Annotated in this window: 19 protein-coding genes; 10 read left to right on the forward strand and 9 right to left on the reverse strand. The window is 71.2% G+C overall.

Translation table 11 applies throughout. The features are described from left to right. Positions 1-841, reverse strand: an 841-nt coding sequence (locus ABT247_RS18550) for a polyprenol monophosphomannose synthase (RefSeq protein ID WP_350743871.1), incomplete at its 3' end; no start/stop codon positions are given. A gap of 335 nt (positions 842-1,176) precedes the next feature. On the opposite strand from ABT247_RS18550, the gene manA reads away from it, so the two are divergent. Further along, entirely contained in the window at positions 1,177-2,376 is a 1,200-nt protein-coding gene (gene manA, locus ABT247_RS18555) for a mannose-6-phosphate isomerase, class I (protein WP_350743872.1), read from the forward strand. A 70-nt stretch (positions 2,377-2,446) separates the two neighbouring features. Here manA and ABT247_RS18560 read toward each other — a convergent pair whose 3' ends face one another. Together ABT247_RS18560 and dnaB are read right to left on the reverse strand one after the other, a co-directional pair. Beyond that, positions 2,447-3,853 carry an acyltransferase family protein gene (locus tag ABT247_RS18560; protein ID WP_350743873.1) on the reverse strand — a complete coding sequence of 469 codons (1,407 nt, stop codon included), beginning with the start codon at positions 3,851-3,853 and terminating at the stop codon, positions 2,447-2,449. Between the two features lie 70 nt (positions 3,854-3,923). Then, positions 3,924-5,459: a replicative DNA helicase gene (gene dnaB / locus ABT247_RS18565; RefSeq protein WP_350743887.1), complete on the reverse strand. Its 1,536-nt coding sequence runs from the start codon at positions 5,457-5,459 to the stop codon at positions 3,924-3,926. 530 nt (positions 5,460-5,989) lie between these two features. Between dnaB and ABT247_RS18570 the strand changes: the two genes are divergently transcribed. After that, a complete protein-coding gene (locus ABT247_RS18570; protein ID WP_350743874.1) occupies positions 5,990-7,327 on the forward strand; it encodes an MATE family efflux transporter in 1,338 nt (445 codons plus the stop codon). Positions 7,328-7,400: 73 nt separating this feature from the next. On the opposite strand, the gene rplI is transcribed toward ABT247_RS18570, so the two are convergent. The 4 genes from rplI to rpsF all read right to left on the reverse strand — a co-directional run bounded on the left by rplI (position 7,401) and on the right by rpsF (position 9,161). Further along, on the reverse strand, positions 7,401-7,847 hold the full coding sequence (gene rplI, locus ABT247_RS18575; protein ID WP_350743875.1) for a 50S ribosomal protein L9: 447 nt from the start codon (positions 7,845-7,847) through the stop codon (positions 7,401-7,403). Positions 7,848-7,864: 17 nt separating this feature from the next. Further along, on the reverse strand, positions 7,865-8,101 hold the full coding sequence (rpsR, locus tag ABT247_RS18580) for a 30S ribosomal protein S18 (RefSeq protein WP_030059640.1): 237 nt from the start codon (positions 8,099-8,101) through the stop codon (positions 7,865-7,867). Between the two features lie 79 nt (positions 8,102-8,180). Beyond that, on the reverse strand, positions 8,181-8,774 hold the full coding sequence (locus tag ABT247_RS18585; RefSeq protein WP_350743876.1) for a single-stranded DNA-binding protein: 594 nt from the start codon (positions 8,772-8,774) through the stop codon (positions 8,181-8,183). A gap of 96 nt (positions 8,775-8,870) precedes the next feature. Continuing rightward, positions 8,871-9,161, reverse strand: a complete 291-nt coding sequence (rpsF, locus tag ABT247_RS18590) for a 30S ribosomal protein S6 (RefSeq protein ID WP_030233085.1) — start codon at positions 9,159-9,161, stop codon at positions 8,871-8,873. Positions 9,162-9,477: 316 nt separating this feature from the next. Between rpsF and ABT247_RS18595 the strand changes: the two genes are divergently transcribed. The 3 genes from ABT247_RS18595 to ABT247_RS18605 all read left to right on the forward strand — a co-directional run bounded on the left by ABT247_RS18595 (position 9,478) and on the right by ABT247_RS18605 (position 12,143). Then, a complete protein-coding gene (locus ABT247_RS18595; RefSeq protein ID WP_350743877.1) occupies positions 9,478-9,777 on the forward strand; it encodes a hypothetical protein in 300 nt (99 codons plus the stop codon). Positions 9,778-9,976: 199 nt separating this feature from the next. After that, on the forward strand, positions 9,977-11,095 hold the full coding sequence (locus tag ABT247_RS18600) for a lipid II:glycine glycyltransferase FemX (protein ID WP_350743878.1): 1,119 nt from the start codon (positions 9,977-9,979) through the stop codon (positions 11,093-11,095). Between the two features lie 13 nt (positions 11,096-11,108). Then, positions 11,109-12,143, forward strand: coding sequence for an alanine racemase (locus tag ABT247_RS18605; protein ID WP_350743879.1), 1,035 nt, complete (start codon positions 11,109-11,111; stop codon positions 12,141-12,143). Positions 12,144-12,171: 28 nt separating this feature from the next. Here ABT247_RS18605 and ABT247_RS18610 read toward each other — a convergent pair whose 3' ends face one another. Both ABT247_RS18610 and ABT247_RS18615 read right to left on the reverse strand, forming a co-directional pair. Then, complete coding sequence (locus ABT247_RS18610) at positions 12,172-13,749, reverse strand: glycosyltransferase family 87 protein (RefSeq protein WP_350743880.1); 1,578 nt, start codon at positions 13,747-13,749, stop codon at positions 12,172-12,174. 196 nt (positions 13,750-13,945) lie between these two features. Continuing rightward, the gene (locus ABT247_RS18615; RefSeq protein ID WP_350743881.1) at positions 13,946-16,414 is read right to left on the reverse strand and encodes a transglycosylase domain-containing protein; all 2,469 of its coding nucleotides are present in this window, start codon (positions 16,412-16,414) and stop codon (positions 13,946-13,948) included. A gap of 514 nt (positions 16,415-16,928) precedes the next feature. On the opposite strand from ABT247_RS18615, the gene ABT247_RS18620 reads away from it, so the two are divergent. The 5 genes from ABT247_RS18620 (at position 16,929) to ABT247_RS18640 (ending at position 22,141) form a co-directional block, all read left to right on the forward strand. After that, complete coding sequence (locus ABT247_RS18620) at positions 16,929-17,624, forward strand: PadR family transcriptional regulator (protein ID WP_350743882.1); 696 nt, start codon at positions 16,929-16,931, stop codon at positions 17,622-17,624. Between the two features lie 127 nt (positions 17,625-17,751). After that, positions 17,752-18,834, forward strand: coding sequence for an inositol-3-phosphate synthase (locus ABT247_RS18625; RefSeq protein WP_350743883.1), 1,083 nt, complete (start codon positions 17,752-17,754; stop codon positions 18,832-18,834). Positions 18,835-18,966: 132 nt separating this feature from the next. After that, a complete protein-coding gene (locus tag ABT247_RS18630; protein WP_350743884.1) occupies positions 18,967-20,304 on the forward strand; it encodes an MFS transporter in 1,338 nt (445 codons plus the stop codon). A gap of 135 nt (positions 20,305-20,439) precedes the next feature. Continuing rightward, on the forward strand, positions 20,440-21,069 hold the full coding sequence (locus ABT247_RS18635) for an LppU/SCO3897 family protein (RefSeq protein ID WP_350743885.1): 630 nt from the start codon (positions 20,440-20,442) through the stop codon (positions 21,067-21,069). A gap of 58 nt (positions 21,070-21,127) precedes the next feature. Continuing rightward, positions 21,128-22,141, forward strand: coding sequence for an LppU/SCO3897 family protein (locus ABT247_RS18640; protein WP_350743886.1), 1,014 nt, complete (start codon positions 21,128-21,130; stop codon positions 22,139-22,141). Positions 22,142-22,217 lie beyond the last annotated feature (76 nt).

Below are 22,217 nucleotides of genomic sequence, written 5' to 3' on the forward strand. Positions count from 1 at the left end.
GGCCCGGTCCGGCGCGCTCAGGGTGTGCAGGGTGGCGCCGAGGTTGAGCACGCTCGCCTCGTACGGGCCCGCGGCAACGAGCGGCCGCGGCACCCCGCAGCCGGGCCACCCGGTCGGACACGCCCCAGGCGGTGACCCGCCAGAGCGCCTCGAACACGATGTTGCGGCTCATCTTGGACGCACCCAGCTCGCGCTCCACGAAGGTGATCGGCACCTCGGCGACCTTGAACCCGGCCTTCACCGTGCGCCAGGCCAGGTCCACCTGGAAGCAGTACCCGGCCGAGGCCACCTCGTCCATGCCCAGCCCGAGCAGCGTCTCCCTGCGGAAGGCCCGGTAGCCGCCGGTGACGTCCCGGATCGGCACGCCCAGCATCAGGCGCGAGTAGGTCGAGCCGCCGCGCGAGAGCAGCAGCCGCGACTTGGGCCAGTTCACCACCCGGCCGCCCGGCACCCAGCGCGAACCCAGCACCAGGTCGGCGCCGCGCAGCGCGCTCAGCAGCCGGTCCAGCTCCTCGGGCTGGTGCGAGCCGTCCGCGTCCATCTCGACCAGGACGTCGTAGCCGTTGTCGACGCCCCAGCGGAACCCCGCGAGGTAGGCGGCGCCCAGGCCCTCCTTGCCCTTGCGGTGCATGACGTGGACGTTGTGGTCCTCGGCGGCCAGCTTGTCGGCCAGCTCGCCGGTGCCGTCGGGGCTGTTGTCGTCGGCGACCAGCACGTGCGCCTCGGGCACCGAGGCACGGACCCGGCCGACGATCCGCTCGACGTTCTCCGCCTCGTTGTAGGTCGGGATGATCACCAGGACCCTGCCGAGATCAGCAAAACTCTGCTGGTTCACGGTCACGTACAAACCTCTCGGCCGATGGCGGGGGGCATCAGAACACCGTCGCCCGCACTCTGGAACGCGGCCCCGCCGACAGCCGCCGACGGGTCGACCACGGTGGACACGCTGTGCGGGGCGGGGACTACTGCGTCCTGGCATCCTACTACCGCGCCCGGGAACCGCCCGTCCGGCCACGGCACTCCCACCCGACGACGACCGTTTCCCCGCACGAGGAGCGGGTGGGCTAGGGTCGATGCCCTTGCCCTTTTGCCCGTGCCCGGACCCGCCCGCACCGCCGGGCCGCCCCCGGCGACCCGGCACACCCGCCCAGACAGCGAAGGAGTAGGACCGCGCGCATGGACAGGCTCGTCAACACCGTCCGCCCGTACGCCTGGGGGTCGCTCACGGCCCTGCCCGAGCTGCTGGGACAGGAGCCGACCGGGGAACCGCAGGCCGAGCTGTGGATGGGCGCCCACCCCGGCGACCCGTCCCGAGCCGACCGCGGCGCGGGCCCGCAGCGGCTGGACGAGCTGATCGCGGCCGACCCCGAGGGCGAGCTCGGCGCGGCGAGCGTGGCCAAGTTCGGCCCGACGCTGCCCTTCCTGTTCAAGGTGCTCGCCGCCGGCGCCCCGCTGTCCATCCAGGCCCACCCCACCCCGGACCAGGCCCGGGCCGGCTTCGCCGCCGAGAACGCCCTCGGGATCCCGCTGGACGCCCCCGAACGCAGCTACCGCGACGACAACCACAAGCCCGAAATGGTCTGCGCGCTCGGCGAGTTCGAGGGCCTGTGCGGTTTCCGCCGCCCCGCCGAGGCGGCCGGGCTGATGGCCGGGCTCGCGGCGCCGGGGCTGGACCCGCTGATCGACCTGCTGAGCGTCGAGGACGAGTCCGAGGCGCTGCGCGCCACCCTGGCCGCCGTCCTCACCATGGACGACGGGACCGCCGCGAAGACCGTCCGGGAGACGGCCGAGGCGCTGGCGGCGCGCGACACCGCCGATCCGGACTCCGACTACGCCCCGTACGCCCGGATCGCCGAGGACTTCCCCCAGGACCGCGGCCTGATCGCCGCCCTGCTGCTCAACCACGTCCGGCTGCGCGCCGGCGAGGCGCTCTACCTGGGCGCCGGCGTGCCGCACGCCTACCTCTCCGGCGTCTGCGTCGAGCTCCAGGCCAACTCGGACAACGTGCTGCGGGCCGGCCTCACCCCGAAGCACATCGACGTGCCGGAGCTGCTGAAGGTCGTGGTCTTCGAACCGGACGCCGCCCGGATCGTCCGGCCCGTCCCGGTCGACGCCACCCCCGGCGAGCAGCTCTACCCCGTCCCGATCGACGAGTTCCGGCTCTCCCGCTTCGAGTTGGACGGCGTCGAGCGCGAGATCGACGGCCGCACCCCGCAGATCCTGCTCTGCACCGAGGGTGCGGTACGGCTCACCGCCGCCGACAGCACCACCCTGGACCTCGCCCGCGGCCAGTCCGCCTTCCTCCCGGCGACCGGCGCCCCGACCCGCGTCCGCGGCACCGGCAGCACGCTCTTCCGCGCCACCGTCACCGTCTGACCGCGGCCCCCGCGCCGGTACGACGAAGGGCTCGCCCCCCGAGCAGGGGGCGAGCCCTTCGCGCATCCGGTCAACGGCCCCGCGGCCCCGGACCGGACGCGCCGACCTCGACCGGCACCGGCTCGGGCTCCACGGCGCGGACGGCGGCGTCCCCGGCCGCACCGGCCGGCCGTACCGGGTCCTCCGTCGGCCACCGCCGCTCGACGGCCTTCAGCACCTTGCGGCCCAGCTTCTGCCCGGGCATCTCGACCAGCTTGTAGAGCAGGTAGCTCGCGATCAGCACCACGGCGAGGTACTCGGCCGTCCAGAGCACCTTCCCGCCGGTGGTGGGCGGCACCTTGGCCACGTGCAGCAGCGGCTGGATGGTCCGCACCAGCGGGATGTGCAGCAGGTAGACCGAGAAGCTGACCGCCCCCAGCCAGGTCAGCGCCCGCGGGAAGCGCTTGCGCCGCAGCGCCATGGCCGCACCGAAGGTGACCCAGGCCGCCAGGTAGGCGCCCGACCAGGCCATCCAGCCGGAGGTCCAGGTGTGCTGCTCCATGCCGTCGCGGTTGTACATCCAGCCGACCGCGACCCCGGCCATGAGGACGAAGCCGCAGCAGAGCCAAGCCTGGAGCCGGTCGATCTGCCGGTGCTCGGCGCGGTACAGCACGGTGCCGGCGAACATCGTCGCGAAGATCATGAAGGACTCGAAGGCGGGGGCCCGGCTGTTGTTGTAGACGAGCACCAGCCCGAGGCCGGCCAGCAGCACCGCGCCGATCCGGGTCAGCGCGGGGCGCCCGCTCAGCATGCAGGCGAAGCCCATGAGGACGATCAGGGTCGCCGACCAGACCAGGCCCCGGGTGGAGGTGACGTCCCGGGTCAGCGTCATCGGCGCGATCGCCGTGCCGAGGAGCAGCGCCACCCCCGCGAAGCCGACCGCGATCGGGCCGCTGCGGCGGTGCCAGCCCATGGTGAACAGGGCGGTCACCAGGTAGTAGAAGACCATCTCGTAGCAGAGCGTCCAGGTGACGTTCAGGGCGTTCCAGACGCCCAGCAGGTCCTGGAGCATGATGCCGTTGGCGGCCACGGCCACGTAGTTGTGCCCGGTGGCGAAGAGCGCGACCGAGCCGTCACCCTTCGGGATGATGGCCAGCGCCACCGCGATGGCGATGATCACCGGTGGCCACAGCCGGAAGAGCCGACCGATCCAGAACGCCCGCACGTCCCCGCGGCGCTCCAGGGAGGCCGGGATGATGTAGCCGCTGACCAGGAAGAACAGCATGACCCCGTAGAGGCCGAGGTCCCCGTGCCACCAGATGAAGGCGGCCACCGGCTCCGGCAGCATCTTCAGGACGTCGAAGTGGTGCAGGGCGACCACGAGGGCGGCCACACCGCGGAGCGCGTCGAGCCAGCCCAGCCTGGCGGCTGATCCACCGGCCCGGGCCTTCGTGCTTCCCCCGGCCCGGCGGACGGTCAGCTGTCGTATCGTCTTCACGGCAGGGACAGTAGTCCATCGGGCACGGTCGTTCCCCCGCAAGCGCCCGGCGGGAACCCCCGGAGGTTCCCTAGTCCCGGGTCATGTCGACGAAGCGCGAGTAGTGGCCCTGGAAGGCCACCGTGATGGTGGCGGTCGGGCCGTTGCGGTGCTTGGCGACGATCAGGTCGGCCTCGCCCGCGCGCGGCGACTCCTTCTCGTACGCGTCCTCGCGGTGCAGCAGGATGACCATGTCGGCGTCCTGCTCGATCGAGCCGGACTCGCGCAGGTCCGAGACCATCGGCCGCTTGTCGGTGCGCTGTTCCGGGCCACGGTTCAGCTGGGAGAGCGCGATGACCGGGATCTCCAGCTCCTTGGCCAGCAGCTTGAGGTTCCGGGACATGTCCGAGACCTCCTGCTGACGGCTCTCGGCCCGGCGGGAGCCGCCGGACTGCATCAGCTGGAGGTAGTCGATGACGACCAGCTTGAGGTCGTTGCGCTGCTTGAGGCGGCGGCACTTGGCGCGGATCTCCATCATCGACAGGTTCGGCGAGTCGTCGATGTAGAGCGGGGCGTTGGAGACGTCCGGCATCCGGCGGGCGACCCGCGTCCAGTCGTCGTCCGTCATGTTGCCGGAGCGCATGTGGTGCAGCGCGACCCGGGCCTCGGCGGAGAGCAGGCGCATGGCGATCTCGTTGCGGCCCATCTCGAGCGAGAAGATCACGCTCGGCAGGCCGTTGTGGATCGAGCAGGCCCGGGCGAAGTCCAGCGCGAGGGTGGACTTGCCCATCGCGGGGCGGGCCGCGATGACGATCATCTGGCCGGGGTGCAGTCCGTTGGTGAGCTGGTCGAAGTCGGCGAAGCCGGTGGGCACGCCGGACATCTGGCCCTGCCGGGAGCCGATCGCCTCGATCTCGTCGAGGGCGCCCTCCATGATGTCCGACAGCGGCGCGTAGTCCTCGTTGGTGCGCTGCTCGGTGACGGCGTAGATCTCCGCCTGGGCGGCGTTGACGATCTCGTCCACGTCGCCCTCCGCCGCGTAGCCCATGCCGGCGATCCGGGTGCCGGCCTCGACCAGCCGGCGCAGCACGGCCCGCTCGTGGACGATCTGGGCGTAGTACTCGGCGTTGGCGGCGGTCGGGACGGAGTTGACCAGGGTGTGGAGGTAGGAGGCGCCGCCGACGCGCTGCAGCTCGCCGCGCTTGGTCAGCTCGCCGGCCACGGTGATCGGGTCGGCCGGCTCGCCGCGGGCGTAGAGGTCGAGGATCGCGCCGTGGATCAGCTCGTGCGCGGGCCGGTAGTAGTCGGCGGGCTTGAGCACCTCGACGACGTCGGCGATGGCGTCCTTGGAGAGCAGCATGCCGCCCAGGACGGACTGCTCGGCGGCGAGGTCCTGCGGGGGAACGCGCTCGAAGCCGTCGACGCCGCCGCCACCGTCCTCGCGGCGGTCGCGGTCCTCCCGGCGGTCACCCTTCTTGCCGTTGTTGCTGAAGCCGTTGTTGTTGAAGCCGCCGCCGCCCTTGCGGAAGCCCTCGTCCCGGCCGCCGCCCTGGCCGCTCCGGTTGCGGGTGACGGGGAGCCGGTCGCTCGGGCCGTCCGGGAAGGGTGCGCCGTCGAACGCGCTCACCGGGAACGGGTCCTCTGCGGTCGGCCAGTCCTCCTCCGGCGGCGGGGCGTCGTGGTCGTCGTACTGGGGGCCGGTCACGCGTGTTCCCCGATCAGCGAGTCGTGCGAGTTGGAGCTGGGCCTTGCCGGTGGCTGGGTGGAGCGGAGCCGCTCCTCTTTGTACGCCACGGCACCGACAAATCGGACGCCGGGGCGGTGGGAGTGTCGGGCGGACGGCCCACGCTAAGGCGCCGGAAGCCCCTGCGCCAAGGCGGTTATCCACAGGGGGTGTGGATGAGCGGCCCTGGCCTGTGGAGAACTGCCGCAAAGCTGTGGACACCCCTGTGGAAGGGTCTGTGGATAACCGGACGATCGCCCCGCTGTCAACCGGCTGACCTGCGGTTACCTCTTTCCGGGCCTGTGCATGAGAAATTCTTCACACGCCACCGGGGGACTGTGGGCGCCCGGCGGCCGAAGCTCCTCGCTCAAGGTTTCGAGTAACGGCTGCCAATGGCTAGCGGTCGTTACCTGTGGATGAGTACCCTGGAGCCCATGACCGCCGCCCCCACCGTGCCGCCCCCCGGGCGCCGGCACGACCGCGAGATCCTCGCCCTGGCCGTGCCGGCCTTCGGCGCGCTGGTCGCCGAGCCGCTGTTCCTGCTGGCCGACTCGGCGATCGTCGGCCACCTCGGCACCTCCCAGCTCGCCGGGGTCGGCGTGGCCTCCGCCGCACTCTCCACCGCGACCGGGGTGTTCGTCTTCCTCGCCTACGCCACCACCGCCGCGGTCGCCCGCAGGATCGGCGCCGGGGACCGCCGGGGCGCCGTCCAGCAGGGCGTCGACGGACTGTGGCTCGCCCTCGGCCTTGCCGTCCCGGTGGTCCTGTTCACCCTGCTGCTCGCACCCTGGGTGGCCGACCTGCTGGGTGCCTCGCCCACCGCCGCGCCGTACACGGTGACCTACCTGCGGATCAGTTCCCTGGGCATCCCGGCGATGCTGCTGGTGATGGCCGCCACCGGCGTGCTGCGCGGCCTCCAGGACACCCGCACCCCGCTGCTGGTGGCCGTCGCGGGCTTCGCCGCCAACATCGGGCTGAACGCCGGGCTGGTGTACGGCGCCGGGCTCGGCGTGGCCGGCTCGGCCTGGGGGACGGTGCTGGCGCAGACCGGGATGGCCGCCGTCTACCTGGCCGTGGTGGTCCGCGGCGCCCGCCGGGAGCGGGCGTCGTTGCGGCCGGACGCGGCGGGCATCCGGGCCGGCGCCAGGGCGGGCGGCCCGCTGCTGGTCCGGACGGTCAGCCTGCGCGCGGTGCTGATGATCGCCACCGCGGTGGCCGCCCGGCTCGGCGACGACCAGGTGGCCGCGCACCAGATCACCATGACGCTGTTCAACTTCCTGGCCTTCGCGCTGGACGCCATCGCGATCGCCGGGCAGGCCATCATCGGCCGCTACCTGGGCGCCTCGGACGTGCCGGGAGCCAAGGCGGCGACCCGGCGGATGGTCGAGTGGGGCATCGGTTCCGGGGTGGTGCTGGGCCTGCTGGTGGTGCTCGCCCGGCCGCTGTACGTCCCGCTCTTCACACCCGACCCGGCGGTGCAGGGGCAGCTGGACACCGCCCTGCTGCTGCTCGCGCTCAGCCAGCCGGTGTCCGGCCTGGTCTTCGTGCTGGACGGCGTGCTGGTGGGCGCCGGGGACGGGCCGTACCTGGCCCGGGCCGCCCTCGCCACCCTGGCGGTCTTCGTCCCGGTGGCGGTCGCGGTGCCGGCCACCGGCACCGGGCTGGCCGGGCTCTGGTGGGCGATGAACCTGTTCATGCTGGTCCGCGCGGTGTTCCTGGTGGCCCGCGCCCGCGGCGGCCGCTGGCTGGTCACCGGGGCCGTCCGCTCCTGACCGCCGGTTCCGGGAACGACCGAGGGCCGGACTCCCCGGGGGGAGTCCGGCCCTCAGGCCACTGCTACGGGACTCAGGCGGCCACGACGGCGACGTCGAGGTTGGCCACGACGTCGGAGTGCAGCTTGACCGAGACCTTGTGGGAGCCCACGGTCTTGATCGGCGAGGCGATCGCGACGGCGCGCTTGTCCACGACCGGGCCGCCGGCGGCCTTGATGGCCTCGACGACGTCGGCCTGGGTCACCGAGCCGAACAGGCGGCCGGCGTCGCCCGAGCGGACGGCCAGCTTGACCTGGACGCCCTCGAGCTGACCCTTGACCTCGTTGGCGGCCTCGAGGGTCTGGATCGCGTGGATCTTGCGGGCGCGACGGATGGCGTCGACGTCCTTCTGGCCGCCCTTGGTCCAGCGGATGGCGAAGCCGCGCGGGACCAGGTAGTTGCGGGCGTAGCCGTCCTTGACCTCGACGACCTCGCCGGCGGAGCCGAGACCCGGCACCTCGTGCGTGAGGATGATCTTCATTACTCGGTCACCCTCTCTTAGCGCGCGGTGCTGGTGTAGGGCAGCAGCGCCATCTCACGGCTGTTCTTCACGGCCGTGGCGACGTCACGCTGGTGCTGGGTGCAGTTGCCGGTCACCCGGCGGGCACGGATCTTGCCGCGGTCGGAGATGTACTTCCGCAGCAGGTTCGTGTCCTTGTAGTCAACGTAGTTGACCTTGTCCTTGCAGAAGACGCAAACCTTCTTCTTCGGCTTGCGAGCAGGCGGCTTCGCCATGGTGTGCTCCATTTGGGGTTCACGGCCCGGCGGGCGTCCGAGGACGCCGGCGGCCGGGCCGCACGAAATCTGTCAGCTCTTAGAACGGGGGCTCTTCCGAGTAGCCGCCACCGGACGGGGCACCCCAGCCGCCGCCCTGGTTGCCGCCGGACGGGGCGCTGGACGCCCACGGGTCGTCGGAGGGGCCGGACTGACCGCCGCCGGAGTTCCCACCCCAGCCGCCGCCGCCCTGCTGGCCGCCACCGCCGTTCCAACCGCCCTGGCCGCCACCCTGCTGGCCGCCGAAGCCGCCACCGGGGCCCCCGGACCGGTTGGCCCGGGTGACCTTCGCGGTCGCCGACCGCAGGCTCGGGCCGACCTCGTCGACCTCGACCTCGAAGACCGTCCGCTTCTCGCCTTCCTTGGTCTCGTAAGACCGCTGGCGCAGTCGGCCCTGCACGATGACGCGCATGCCGCGCTGCAGCGATTCGGCCACGTTCTCCGCCGGCTGACGCCAGACGTTGCACGTGAGGAAGAGGCTCTCGCCGTCCTTCCACTCGTTCGTCTGGCGGTCGAAGGTGCGGGGGGTGGACGCGATACGGAACTTCGCGACCGCCGCACCCGACGGGGTGAAGCGCAGCTCGGGGTCGTCGACGAGATTGCCGACGAGGGTGATGACGGTCTCGCCTGCCATGGTGGTGATGACCTCTCGGGAAGATGTCCGTTCACCGCTGTTTCACGTGAAACAGCGGTCGCGAGCTACCCGAGACCCGAAGGCCTCAGAGGTGGCTCAGTGGGTGTCCGGGCGCAGGACCTTGGTCCGCAGAACCGACTCGCTCAGGCCCATCTGGCGGTCGAGCTCCTTGACGACCTCAGGCGTGGCCTTCAGGTCGATGACCGAGTAGATGCCCTCGGACTGCTTGTTGATCTCGTAAGCCAGACGGCGACGACCCCAGGTGTCGACCTTCTCCACCTTGCCGCCGCCATTGCGGACGACGGTGAGGAAGTTCTCGATCAAGGGGGAGACAGCGCGCTCCTCGACCGAGGGGTCGAGGATGACCATCACCTCGTAGTGACGCATGAGTAACCCACCTCCTTTGGACTCAGCGGCCACGGTCTCTCCGTGGCAGGAGGGTTGTGCGTTGCGTCGGCACCGGCGGTGACGACACCGGCTCACCGTAGCGGCCGGGTCCGACAGTCGGCCCCGCACACCCGGGAGCGGGTGTCACCCGGAAGAGGGCGCAAGGGGGCACAACTACACCAGTGCAGACGGCACAGCCTACCTGCACCCGGACGGCCGAACAAAACGCATAGGGGTTGTGAGAGCGACCCAACCGCCGCAATCTGGACGGAACGGGATTCCTGCCCGTTCGTCTCCACGCCAGGAGGTGGGATTCATGGCCCAGTCCGTCCATCGCATGCCCGCGCTCACGCTGAACACCGACGGCCACCCGCACCCCCGCGAGAACACCCTGGTGGCGCTCACCGCCGTCCTGGGAGTCATCGCCTTCACCACGTCGTTCTTCTACAACCTGCACGTGCTGACCTCGTGGACCGGCCTCGCCGGGATCGTCACCGGGCTCTGGGGGATGTTCGTCTCGGTGACCACCGCCGAGCGCTTCGTCCTGATGATCACGCTCGGCGCTTCCGCGATCGGCTTCTACCTCGGCATCGCCCGCGGCGGCCTGGTGGGCTGAGGCCCGCCGGAGCCCGTGCGGCACCCCGTCCGGGCCCGGCCCAGGAACCCTCGGCGCCCCCGTCGCGTATCTGCAGAGAAGACAGGTACGCGACGGGGGCGCCGTCGTGCCCGCAGCGGCGGGCCGGCGGGTCCCGGACGATAAGGTCAGCCCGAGAACCTGGGGCCACCGCAGCCCGACCGACGAGGAGCACCGAGCAATGAGCCTGCGCCTGAGGACGATCACCCGCGAGGAGCACCTCGCCTTCATCAGGAGCCGCGCCTCGGCCAGCCACATGCAGGTGCCGGCCTGGGGCGACGTGAAGGCCGAGTGGCGCTCCGAGTCGATCGGCTGGTTCGACGAGCAGAACCAGCTGGTCGGTGCCGGCCTGGTGCTCTACCGCCAGCTCCCCAAGGTCAAGCGCTACCTCGCCTACCTGCCCGAGGGCCCGGTCATCGACTGGTTCGACCGCGACCTCGACCGCTGGCTCTCCCCGATGCTGGCCCACCTGAAGTCCCAGGGCGCGTTCTCGGTGAAGATGGGCCCGCCGGTGGTCATCCGCCGGTGGAACGCCCCCACCATCAAGGAGGCCATCGCCGCCAAGCAGGCCAAGCGCCTGCGCGACATCGAGGCCGACTGGTACGAGCCGCGCGCCTTCGAGGTGGCCGACCGGCTGCGCAAGGCCGGCTGGCTGCAGGGCGAGGACGGCGGCGCGGGCTTCGGCGACGTCCAGCCGCGCTACGTGTACCAGGTGCCGCTGGCCAACCGCTCGCTGGACGACATCCAGAAGGGCTTCAACCAGCTCTGGCGCCGCAACATCAAGAAGGCCGAGAAGAGCGGCGTCGAGGTGGTCCAGGGCGGCTACGACGAACTGCCGATCTTCCACCAGCTCTACCTGGTGACCGCCGAGCGCGACCGGTTCACCCCGCGCCCGCTGGCCTACTTCCAGCGGATGTGGAACGCCCTCAACGCCGAGGACCCCAACCGGATGCGGCTCTACATCGCCTACCACGAGGGCGAGCCGCTGGCCTCGACCACGATGCTGGTGGTCGGCGAGCACGTCTGGTACTCCTACGGCGCCTCGGCCAACCACAAGCGCGAGGTCAAGCCCTCCAACGCGATCCAGTGGCGGATGATGCGCGACGCCTACGCCCTCGGCGGCGGTGTGTACGACCTGCGCGGCATCAGCGACACCCTCGACGAGAACGACCACCTGTTCGGTCTGATCCAGTTCAAGGTCGGCACCGGCGGCCAGGCGGCCGAGTACCTCGGCGAGTGGGACTTCCCGCTGAACAAGCTGCTGCACAAGGCCCTCGACCTCTACATGTCCCGCCGCTGAGGAGACTGACCCGATGACACTGTCGCTCTACCTCGACACCGAACGCTGGCGCACCCACCAGCGGTCCGTGCTGTCCGAGTTCCCCGGCCTGGTGCCCGTCGCCAAGGGGAACGGCTACGGGCTGGGCAACCACCGGCTGGCCGAGGAGGCGACACTGCTCGGCACCGGTGTGCTGGCCGTCGGCACCGCCTACGAGGCGGCCGACGCCGCCGAGTGGTACGGCGGCGAGCTGCTGGTGCTCACCCCGTACCGGGTCGGCGAGGAGGTGCTCCCGCTGCCGCACGCCCGGGTGATCCGGACGGTGGCCAGCGTGGACGCGCTGCGCGCGCTGCACGGCGCCCGGGTGGTGCTGGAGTGCATGACCACCATGCGCCGGCACGGCGTGAGCGCGGACGACCTGCGGACGGTGGCCGCCGAGCTGGACGGGGTCTCCTTCGAGGGCCTGGCGCTGCACCTGCCGATGGACCGGCCGGACGGTTCCAGCCCGGTCGAGGAGGTCGCGTACTGGGTGGACACCGCCCGGGCGGCCGGCATCCCGGTGCACACCGTCTTCGTCAGCCACCTCGGCGCGGCCGGCATGGACCAGCTGGCCCAGCGGTACCCGGGCACCGTCTTCCGGGCCCGGATCGGCACCCGGCTCTGGCTGGGCGACCACGCCGCGCTGGAGGTCCGGGCCACGGTGCTGGACGTCACCCCGGTCAGGAAGGGGGACCGCTACGGCTACCGCCAGCACCCGGCGCCCTCCGACGGCCACATCCTGGTGGTCGCCGGAGGCACCGCGCACGGCATCGGCCTGGAGGCCCCCAAGTACGTGGCGAGCATGGGCGCCCGGGCCAAGGGCATCGCCCGGGCCGGTCTGGCGACCGTCAACAAGACCAAGTCGCCGTTCCACTGGGCCGGCAAGCAGCTCTGGTTCGCCGAGCCGCCGCACATGCAGGTCTCGCTGCTGTTCCTGGACGGCGAGACCAAGCCGCCCGCGATCGGCGACGAGCTGGGCCTCCAGGTCCGGCACACCACCACCCACTTCGACCGCGTGGTGGACCGCTGAGCATCCCCCTCGGGGGTGCTCAGCGCGCTCACGGCCGCTCGGCCGGCTCCGACGGTCCTGGCTTCTCCAGCCACTGCTCGGGGCCGGCCGGCGCGTAGGCGGCGTAGCTCTCCTCCTCGCGCAGCCGTCGGGCGGTCCCCAGCACGGTCACGTCCGGGGCGCGGTCGAGCACCCCGCCGGAGGGGTCGTCGCTGCCGTCCCAGCGGACCGGGTCGCGGTCCGCGTGGAGGACGTCCCGGACCACCAGCCCGACCAGGTAGAGCGTGCCGAGCAGGTGCAGCACGATCGCGAAGTGGTACCAGGACTCGCCGATCCCGTGCTGCTTGGGCCCGGTCACGAAGCCCAGGTGGGACCAGATGCCCAGGGTGTACAGCACCTCGCAGGCCTGCCAGACGAGGACGTCCCGCCAGCGCGGCCGGGCCAGCGCCGCGAGCGGCAGCAGCCAGAGCGCGTACTGGGGCGAGTACACCTTGTTGACCAGGACGAACAGGGCGACCACCAGGAAGGCGAGCTGCGCGAAGCGCGGCCGCCGGGGTGCGGACAGGCCCAGCCACGCTATGGCCGCGCAGCCCAGCACCATCAGCACCCCGATGTAGAGGTCGAGGTCGGCCAGCCCCACGCCGCGGTTCTGCATCAGGATCAGCCAGAACGAGCCGTAGTCCTCGCCGCGGTGCTCGCTGAAGACGTAGAAGGTCGACCAGCCCTGCCAGTTGGCCGCCATGATCGGCAGGTTGACCACCAGCCAGGCGCCCACCGCACCGCCCAGCGCCACCCGGAACTCGCGCCACTTCCCGGCCCGCCAGCAGAGCACCAGCAGCGGGCCGATCAGCAGGAGCGGGTAGAGCTTGGCCGCGGTTGCCAGGCCGATGAACACCCCGGCCCAGCCCGGGCGGGACCTTGCCCACCAGGCCATCCCCACGGCCGCCAGGGCGACGGCGAGCAGGTCCCAGTTGACCGTGCCGTTGAGCAGCAGCACCGGCGAGAGCCCGAAGAGCAGGGCGTCCCAGGGCCGGCGGCGGTGGGTGCGCGACAGCGCCACCACGGCGACCACCGCGCAGGCCATCAGCAGCCCGGCGTTGATCGCCCAGAACCACTGCTCCTGGTCCTGCTGGGTGCCGCCGCCCGGTGTCAGCCAGGCCGCGACCTGCATGAACAGGCCGGTCAGCACCGGGTACTCGAGGTACTGGAGGTCTCCCGAACTGCCCGGGATGCGGTCCACGTAGGGGTGCAGCCCGGCCGCGAAGCCGCGCCCGGAGAACAGGTGCGGGATGTCGCTGTAGCAGGCGTGGATGTACTGCGGCGAGCCGGGCTGGAACCAGGCCTGCTGGTAGCAGGGCAGGTCGTGCACCATGCCGAGCACGGAGACCACGATCACCACGAGCGCCAGGAAGCGCGCCGGGATCCACCAGGAGACGCCGAGCAGCGCCCGGCGGCCGGGCGGGCCGCCGAACACCTCACTGCCGGCCGCCGCCACCCGGTCCTCGTCGGCCGGGACGACCACGGTGTTGGCCGGCGGCGCGGGCGTGGCGACGGCTGCCGGGGTGGGCCCTGCGGCGGCGCCGGACCCGTGCGGGCCCGCGGTTTCGTCACGATCGCTCGACGTCATGCCGGACATCCTGCCGCACCGGATGCGCCGGGACGAGGAGCACCCCGCGGTGGCCCGGGCGGTACGGGTGGTACGGAGGGGGCGCGGACGGCGAAACGTGACGAAACGGCGGTGGCGGCCCTCCGTGGAGGACCGCCACCGCCGTCGTGATCGCGTCGCCGGGCCGTAGCGCCGTACCGGGCCCGCGCTCGGGCCGCTACCCGCCCGCCCCGGCGCCCTGGGCCGCGCCGGTGCTGGTCGCGGTGGGCTTGCCGGTCGGTTTGCCGCTGCCGCCGCCCCCCGAGCTGCCGGTCGGGGTCGGTGTCGTGCAGCTGAGGATGAAGCAGGTGTCCGTCGGCGTCGGCCTGCCCGGGTGGGTCGGCGTCTGGGTCGGCGGGCAGTCCACGCCCTGCACGCAGCCCCCGCCCTGGGTGGGCTGCGGCGGCTGGGGCTGGTTGGGCTGCGGCTGGGCCGGCTGGGTCTGGGGCTGCGCCGGGGCCGACGGCGTCTCGGTCGGCGCCTGGGTCGCCGTGGCCGTGGCCGTGGACGGCGCGCCCGAGGAGTCCACCTCGGTGCCGACCGGCTGCGGGCTCGGGAAGTCCAGCTTCTTCTCGTTGGCCAGCGCGGCCTTCATGTACCGGGTGAAGACGTCGGTCGGGATGTCACCACCGTGGATGGACTCCTTGCCGCCGGTGCCGTTGAGCGACAGCCGGTCGTGCTTGGCGGGGTCCTCGCGCCACATCGCGACGCTGGTCACCAGCTGCGGGGTGTAGCCGACCCACCAGGCCGACTTGTTCTGGTCGGTGGTACCGGTCTTGCCGGCCACCGGGCGGCCCAGCGAGTTGGTCTTGGTACCCGTACCGTTCTTGGCCACGTTCACCAGCACGTCGGTGACGTTGTCGGCGACGGCGGGCTCCAGCGCGACCTTGGTGTCCTTCTTGCCGAAGCCCGGGCGCTCCCTGCCGTCCACCTCGACCTTGGTGGCCGAGTAGGGCTCGGCCTCCTTGCCGCTGGCCGCGAAGGTGCCGTAGGCGGTGGCCATCCGGATCGGGCTGATGGTGGAGGTGCCGAGCGGGAAGGTCAGGGTCTTCGGGTCGGCCAGGCTCTCCCGCTTGATGCCCATCTGCACGGCGATGTCGGCGACGTTCGAGCCGCCGACGTCCTGGTTCAGCTGGACGAAGGGCACGTTGTACGAGTACTGCATGGCCTGCCGGAGCGAGACGTAGCCGCGCTTGCCGCTGTCCTCGTTCTTCTGCCGGTAGGGCTTGCCGTCGTCGCCGATCACCAGCGACCCGTCCGGCTTGCGGATCTCGGAGAGGTCGTCGGAGAGGTAGCGGCTGTCGGCGTTGATCCGCTTCGGCTTGCCGTCGTCGCCCTTCGCCGTCTGCACGCCCACCTGCATCGCGGTGGCCAGCACGAACGGCTTGAAGGTCGACCCGACCTGGACGCCGGTGGCGTTGGCGTTGTTGTCGAAGTGGCCGTTCTCCACGCCGTCGCCGCCGTAGAGGGCGACGATCGCGCCGTCACCGGGGCGGATGCTGGCCGAGCCGAACTGGATGAAGGTGTCGTTGTCCGGGCGCTTCTGCGGGTTGAGGTTCTCCGCCTTGACGTCGTCGACGGCCTTCTTGAGGGCGTCGACCTTGTCCTTCTCGAAGGTGGTGTAGATCTTCAGGCCGCCCTTGTCGATCATCTGCTGGGTGATCGTCTTGTCGGTGGCCATCACGTACTGGTTGACGGTGTCGACCAGGTAGCTGATCTCGCCGTTCATGTTGGAGCTGGGCTTGACCGGGATCGGCTCGGGGAACGTGGTGCACTTGGCCCGTTCCTCCGCGCTGACGTTCTTGGTCGCCACCATCCGGTCCAGGATCCACTTCCAGCGGTCCACCGCGCGGTCGTGGTTGGCCGGCTTGGAGGGGTCGTAGTAGTTCGCGCCCTTCAGCAGGCCGGCCAGCATGGCGCTCTGGCAGAGGTTCAGGTCCTTGGCGTTGACGCCGTAGTACGCCTGGGCGGCGGCCTGCGCGCCGTTGGCGTTGCGGCCGAACCAGCTGGTGTTCAGGTAGCTCTTGAGGATGTCGTTCTTGCTCATCTGCTGATTGACCTTCAGCGTGATGAAGAACTCCTTCAGCTTGCGGCTGAGGGTCTGCTCCTGGCTCAGGTAGGCGTTCTTGACGTACTGCTGGGTGATGGTCGAGGCGCCCTGGGTCTCACCGCCCTTCGCCATGTTGTAGACGGCGCGCAGCATGCCCTTGGGGTCGATGCCGCTGTCGGTGCGGAACGTCTCGTTCTCCGCGGAGATGACGGCGTTCTGGAGGTAGGGGCTCATGTCGTCGAGCTCGACGATCTGGCGGTTGGTGTCGCCCTTGCGGGTCATCTCACTGCCGTCGGCCCAGTAGTAGATCGTGTTCTGTTCCTTCACCAGGTCCTTGAGCTGGGGGACCTCGGTGGTCTGGTACAGGTAGAACACGACGCCCACGCCGGTGGCGAAGAACAGCAGGAAGGCGCTCAGCCACTGCTTCCAGGACGGCAGCCAGCGCCGGACGCCGGTCTTGCCCCACCGGGGGTAGTCGATGAAGCGCTTCTTGCCGGGGTCGGCGGCCGCGGCCGCGGAGGCGCCGGCACCACCGCGCCGGCCACCGCCTCCCTTGCCCTTCTTCTGCGCGGCCTTGCGCATCTCCGCACGGGTCATCCGGGGCTGCTGAGCGGTCTCCCGGACGCCCGGCGGGCGCCGGCGGCCGAGTCCGTCCGAGCTCAGCTCGTCGGGACCGGGTCCACCCCGACGGCCACCGCCCCCCGGGGGCTGCTGCCCGTCACCGCCCGGGTTGGGCGTCCGTCGCCGTCGCTCGCTCATGTTCCAGCCACTCCTCGCCAGGCCTTTCCAGCCTGAAGGCAGGGTTCACGTCCGATGCCCGGACCGCCCTAACCCCGGAGGTTGGTCCTCGTGCACACGCGACAGCGTACGCAGCGGGGAAACACAACTAATCGGGCATCAGTCGCTAATAACCGCAAAACGGCGACAGATCATTACACGCCCGTTGCCAAGCCCACCCGCGCGTCGGCTTGTGATCACATTCACGCGTGCCCCCCTTGCCGGTTCCGGGGGTCGGGTTTACTGTTCTCGATATATCGAGCCGATACATCGAAACGGCATACCGCCGGATGCAGCGGCCGGGAGCGGGTCGAGAGGGAGGAGGACGACGGCAGTGGGCAGGCGCTCAGGAGTGCTGGAGTTCGCCGTTCTCGGGCTGCTCCACGACGCCCCGATGCACGGCTACGAGCTGCGCAAGCGGCTCAACATCCTGCTCGGAGCGCTGCGGGCGCTCTCCTACGGAACGCTCTACCCCTGTCTGAAGAGCCTGGTCGCCCAGGGTTTCCTGGTCGAGGACAACCCGGACGTCGAGTACGTCCCGGCCACCGCGCTCAACGGCAAGCGGTCGAAGATCGTCTACCGGCTCTCGCCCGAGGGCAAGCAGCGCTTCGAGGAGCTGCTCGCCGACTCCGGGCCGGAGGCCTGGGAGGACGAGCGCTTCGGCGTCCACTTCGCCTTCTTCGGCCAGACCGACCGAGCGGTCCGGATGCGCGTCCTAGAGGGTCGCCGCAGCCGGCTGGAGGAGCGCCTGGAGCGGATGCGCAGCTCGCTCGCCCGCGCCCGCGAACGCTTCGACGACTACACCGTCGAACTCCAGCGGCACGGACTGGAGTCGGTGGAGCGCGAGGTCCGGTGGCTCAACGAGCTGATCGAGACCGAGCGGGCCAACCGCACCGGCCGGACCGGACCCGCCACCGGCGGCGCCGCCGGACCCCAGAAGACTTCGGACGGCCGTGGCCAGGAGATCGGGTCCCCGGACCCGGCCGGGCCACCGTACGACCGCCCGGGGCGCTCCTCCCAGGAGCGCTGACACCGCGTCAGCCCTGTGCCGCGCGGCAGGAGTGGGCGCCTCGCGCCCGTACAAGCAGTCATCGAACATGCAGGACGAGTACCGCCGGTTCCGGCGGTCCTCATGAGATCACAGGGAGCAACCGGAAATGGGTTCGGTTCGCGTAGCCATCGTCGGCGTGGGCAACTGCGCCGCCTCGCTGGTGCAGGGTGTCGAGTACTACAAGGACGCCGACCCGGCCGGCAAGGTCCCCGGGCTGATGCACGTCCAGTTCGGTGACTACCACGTCCGTGACGTGGAGTTCGTCGCCGCGTTCGACGTCGACGCCAAGAAGGTCGGCTTCGACCTGGCCGACGCCATCGGCAACAGCGAGAACAACACCATCAAGATCTGCGACGTCCCGCCGACCGGCGTGACCGTCCAGCGCGGCCACACCCTCGACGGTCTGGGCAAGTACTACCGGGAGACCATCGAGGAGTCGGACGAGGCCCCGGTGGACGTCGTCCAGGTCCTCAAGGACAAGCAGGTCGACGTCCTGGTCTGCTACCTGCCCGTCGGTTCCGAGGACGCGGCCAAGTTCTACGCCCAGTGCGCCATCGACGCCAAGGTCGCCTTCGTGAACGCCCTGCCGGTGTTCATCGCGGGCACCAAGGAGTGGGCTGACAAGTTCACCGAGGCCGGCGTGCCGATCGTCGGTGACGACATCAAGTCGCAGGTCGGCGCCACCATCACGCACCGCGTGATGGCCAAGCTGTTCGAGGACCGCGGTGTCATCCTCGAGCGCACCATGCAGCTGAACGTCGGCGGCAACATGGACTTCAAGAACATGCTCGAGCGCGAGCGCCTGGAGTCCAAGAAGATCTCCAAGACCCAGGCCGTCACCTCGCAGATCCGCGACCGCGAGCTGGGCTCCAAGAACGTCCACATCGGCCCCTCGGACTACGTGGCCTGGCTGGACGACCGCAAGTGGGCCTACGTCCGCCTGGAGGGTCGCGCGTTCGGCGACGTCCCGCTGAACCTGGAGTACAAGCTCGAGGTCTGGGACTCCCCGAACTCCGCCGGTGTCATCATCGACGCCGTCCGCGCCGCGAAGATCGCCAAGGACCGCGGCATCGGCGGCCCGATCCTGTCGGCGTCCTCCTACTTCATGAAGTCCCCGCCGGTGCAGTACTTCGACGACGAGGCCAAGGAGAACGTCGAGAAGTTCATCCGCGGCGAGGTCGAGCGCTGAAGCGCTGAGCACGTGAGCTGACTGCTCATAGCTCCCGGAAAGGGCTCACGATCACCGGATCGTGAGCCCTTCACGTTTCCGCAGCGAATGTTTCACGTGAAACGGTCCCCCGTTCCATGGCACCCTGGGCGGGTGGCGATCACCGAGAACGGCAGCACCCACCAGTCCGCGCACCGCGCCACGCTCCTCGGTCTGCTCCGGGGCCGGGACTTCCGGCGGCTGCTGACCGCCCGGGTGCTCTCCCAGCTCTCGGACGGCGTCTTCCAGGTCTCGCTCGCCGCCTACGTGGTCTTCTCCCCCGAGAAGCAGTCCTCCCCCGCCGACATCGCCTCGGTGCTGGCCGTGATGCTGCTGCCGTTCTCGGTGATCGGCCCGTTCGCCGGGGTGCTGCTGGACCGCTGGCGCCGCCGCCAAGTGCTCTACTTCGGCAACCTGGCCCGCTTCGGGCTGGGCCTGGGCACCGGAGCGCTGCTCCTGGTCCAGGCACCGACCTGGCTGTTCTTCGCCTCCGCGCTGCTGGTCACCGCGCTCAACCGGTTCATCCTGGCCGGGCTGTCCGCCGCCCTGCCCCGGGTGGTGGAGCAGGACCAGCTGGTCACCGCCAACGCGCTCTCGCCCACCCTCGGCACCGTCGCCGCCGCCTCGGGCGGGGGGATCGGGTTCCTGCTGCACCAGGTGATGGCCCCCGGTCCGCGGGCGGACGCCGCCCTGGTCACGGTCGCCTCGCTGCTCTACCTGTCGGCCGCGCTGGCCGCCCGCCGGATGGACCGCGACCTGCTCGGCCCGGAGAAGCAGGGTGACCACCCGGCGCTCGGCCAGGCGCTGGTGCGGGCCGCCGTCGAACTGGGCGCCGCCGTGCGGCACCTGCGCCGGGACTGCCGGACGGCCGTGCACGCGCTGGCCGCCGTCACCGCCGCCCGGTTCTGCTACGGCGTGCTGATCGTGGTGGTGGTGATGCTCGCCCGGTACACCTTCAACGACCCCGCCGACAGCGCGGCCGGGCTCGCCACCCTCGGCCAGGCGGTCGGGCTGTCCGCGGCCGGGTTCTTCGCCGCCGCCGTGGTCAGCCCCTGGTGCACCCGGCGGCTGGGGCTGGCCGGCTGGATGACGGTCTGCCTGGTCGCCCCCGTCGTCTTCGTGCCCGCGCTGGGCCTGTTCTTCGCTCCCGTGCCCTGCCTGATCGCGGCGCTGCTGCTCGGGGTGGTCACCCAGGGCACCAAGATCTGCGCCGACACCGTGGTCCAGGAGTCGGTCGAGGACGAGTACCGCGGCCGGGTCTTCGCCATCTACGACGTGCTGTTCAACGTCGCCTTCGTGGCCGCCGCCCTGGTGACCGCGCTGGTGCTGCCGCTGTCCGGCCGTTCGGCCGCCGTGGTCGCCGGCGTGGCGGCGGTGTACGCGCTCACAGCGGCGCTCTACCTGCGGGCCGCCCGACGGTCCGATCCGCTGCCGGGTGACCGGCCGCTCTGAAACCGTCGTGTCCCGGAATCGAAACCGCCCGGTCCCGAAGTCCCCCCGCGACCCGTCGGCCGATTGCGTCCGACTCTGTCGCTAAGGTACCTAGACCTGTCGGAACGACAGCACTTGGTCTCGGGGGACGAACTGATGAGCACACCGCCCGGCCCGTACGGGCCACCGCCGCCTGCCCCGGCGACGCCGCCCGGCTTCGGGCCGCCACCGCCGGCCTACGGCCAGGCACCCTACGGGCAGCAGCCCTACGCCCAGGCACCCTACGGGCAGGCCCCGTACCCCCAGGCACCCTACGGACAGCCGCAGCCGTACCCGCCGCAGCAGCCGTACGCGCAGCAGCCGCCCGCAGGGCCGTACGGCCCCCCGCAGGCCGGCCCGACGCCCCCGGCCGCGCCCGCCAAGCGCGGCGTCCGGTCCAAGCTCCGGATCGTCGGCGCCGTCGGCGGTTGCGCCGCCCTGGCCGTCGCCTACTTCGTGGCCGGACCGAGCGTCAGCAGCGCCAAGGTCGGCGACTGCGTCCGGGCGAGCGGCCGGAGCGACGTCAAGATCGTCAAGTGCACGGACCCGGCGGCGAACTACCGGGTGCTGGCGAAGTTCACCGGCACCACCGACGTGACCCGCTGCCGGCAGACGCCGCAGACCACGAGCGCCGTCTCGGGCAAGAGCGGCCGCCGCTGGAACACCAAGCGGTACGTGCTCTGCCTCGGGCCGCTGACCCCCACCGGCCCCAGCACCACCGGCAACCCGCCGGTGAAGAAGTCCTGACACCGTCAACCAACACCCTTCCCGGGGGGACCACTTGTCCGTTCCGCCTCCGCCCCAGATGCCGTACGGCCCCCCGCCGGGCGACGGCAACCCCTACGCCGGCGGCAGCCCGTACGGCCCGCCCGCCCCACCGCCGCCGCCGGGCCAGCCCGGGTACGGCTACCCGAGCGCCCCGCCGCCGGAGCAGCCGTACGGCGCCCAGCCGCCCGGCTACGGCTACGGGTACCCGCCGCCGGGCCCGGCGGACGGTCGGACCTGCCGCTTGTGCGGCGGTTACCCGGCGGTGAACGCCACCGTCCGCGGCCACCAGGGCCTCGTCCTGGCCTACCGGATGCTGCGGATGCACGGCCCGTTCTGCCGCACCTGCGGCACGGCCACCGTGCGCGACATGTCGGCCCGGACCATGGCCCAGGGCTGGTGGAGCCCGGCGTCGCTGATCCTGGCGCCGATCACCCTGCTGATGAACCTGGCCGCGAACGGCCGGATCAAGCGGCTGCCCCCGCCCGTCCCGGGCACCCACGGCCCGCAGCTCGACCCGGGTGTCCCGCTCGGCCGGCGGCCGCACCTGGTCGGGCTGCTGGTCCCGCTGTCGCTGGTGGTCACGGTGCTCCTGGCGGCCACCGGTGTGCTCGGCCCGAAGAACGACCACGACACGGCGTACCCGGGGCCGGCGCCGACGGGTTTCACGTTCTCGTCGAAGCCGCTGCCGATGCCGACCTTCACCGCACCGACCTTCCCCGCGCCGAGCTTCAGCCTGCCGCCGATGCCGAGCATCACCGTGCCGCCGGTCACCACCCCCAGCGACTCCTCGGACGGCGCCCCCGACTCCGCCAAGGTCGGCGACTGCCTGCGCAACGAGAACGGCACCAGCGAGACCACCGACAACCACCCCAAGGTCAGCGTGCTGCCCTGCACCGACTCCAAGGCCCAGTACAAGGTGGTGTACAAGTACTTCGCCACCTCCGACGAGAAGGTCTGCGAGAAGCAGCCGAAGGCGGACAGCTGGTACACCAGCAAGCACCCCAACCTGCCGGCCCTGGACTACGTGCTCTGCCTCAAGCAGCTCACCTAGAAGCTCGGCGCCCGAGCGACGGGGTGGCCGTGGGTGTGGAGGTGGGCGAGGGAGGTGAGGAGGCGGGTCCAGTTTC

The sequence above is a fragment of the Kitasatospora sp. NPDC001539 genome, from assembly GCF_040298565.1.
In the GTDB taxonomy this organism is placed as follows: Bacteria; Actinomycetota; Actinomycetes; order Streptomycetales; family Streptomycetaceae; genus Kitasatospora.

Coding starts and splice junctions, on each gene's coding strand:
- ABT247_RS18615 (WP_350743881.1), bottom strand. CDS start 16,414: ATGACCCGTGCGGAGATGCGCAAGGCCGCGCAGAAGAAGGGCAAGGGA.
- ABT247_RS18610 (WP_350743880.1), bottom strand. CDS start 13,749: ATGACGTCGAGCGATCGTGACGAAACCGCGGGCCCGCACGGGTCCGGC.
- rpsR (WP_030059640.1), bottom strand. CDS start 8,101: ATGGCGAAGCCGCCTGCTCGCAAGCCGAAGAAGAAGGTTTGCGTCTTC.
- ABT247_RS18625 (WP_350743883.1), top strand. CDS start 17,752: ATGGGTTCGGTTCGCGTAGCCATCGTCGGCGTGGGCAACTGCGCCGCC.
- ABT247_RS18595 (WP_350743877.1), top strand. CDS start 9,478: ATGGCCCAGTCCGTCCATCGCATGCCCGCGCTCACGCTGAACACCGAC.
- ABT247_RS18635 (WP_350743885.1), top strand. CDS start 20,440: ATGAGCACACCGCCCGGCCCGTACGGGCCACCGCCGCCTGCCCCGGCG.
- ABT247_RS18585 (WP_350743876.1), bottom strand. CDS start 8,774: ATGGCAGGCGAGACCGTCATCACCCTCGTCGGCAATCTCGTCGACGAC.
- manA (WP_350743872.1), top strand. CDS start 1,177: ATGGACAGGCTCGTCAACACCGTCCGCCCGTACGCCTGGGGGTCGCTC.
- ABT247_RS18570 (WP_350743874.1), top strand. CDS start 5,990: ATGACCGCCGCCCCCACCGTGCCGCCCCCCGGGCGCCGGCACGACCGC.
- rpsF (WP_030233085.1), bottom strand. CDS start 9,161: ATGCGTCACTACGAGGTGATGGTCATCCTCGACCCCTCGGTCGAGGAG.
- ABT247_RS18605 (WP_350743879.1), top strand. CDS start 11,109: ATGACACTGTCGCTCTACCTCGACACCGAACGCTGGCGCACCCACCAG.
- ABT247_RS18640 (WP_350743886.1), top strand. CDS start 21,128: ATGCCGTACGGCCCCCCGCCGGGCGACGGCAACCCCTACGCCGGCGGC.
- ABT247_RS18600 (WP_350743878.1), top strand. CDS start 9,977: ATGAGCCTGCGCCTGAGGACGATCACCCGCGAGGAGCACCTCGCCTTC.
- rplI (WP_350743875.1), bottom strand. CDS start 7,847: ATGAAGATCATCCTCACGCACGAGGTGCCGGGTCTCGGCTCCGCCGGC.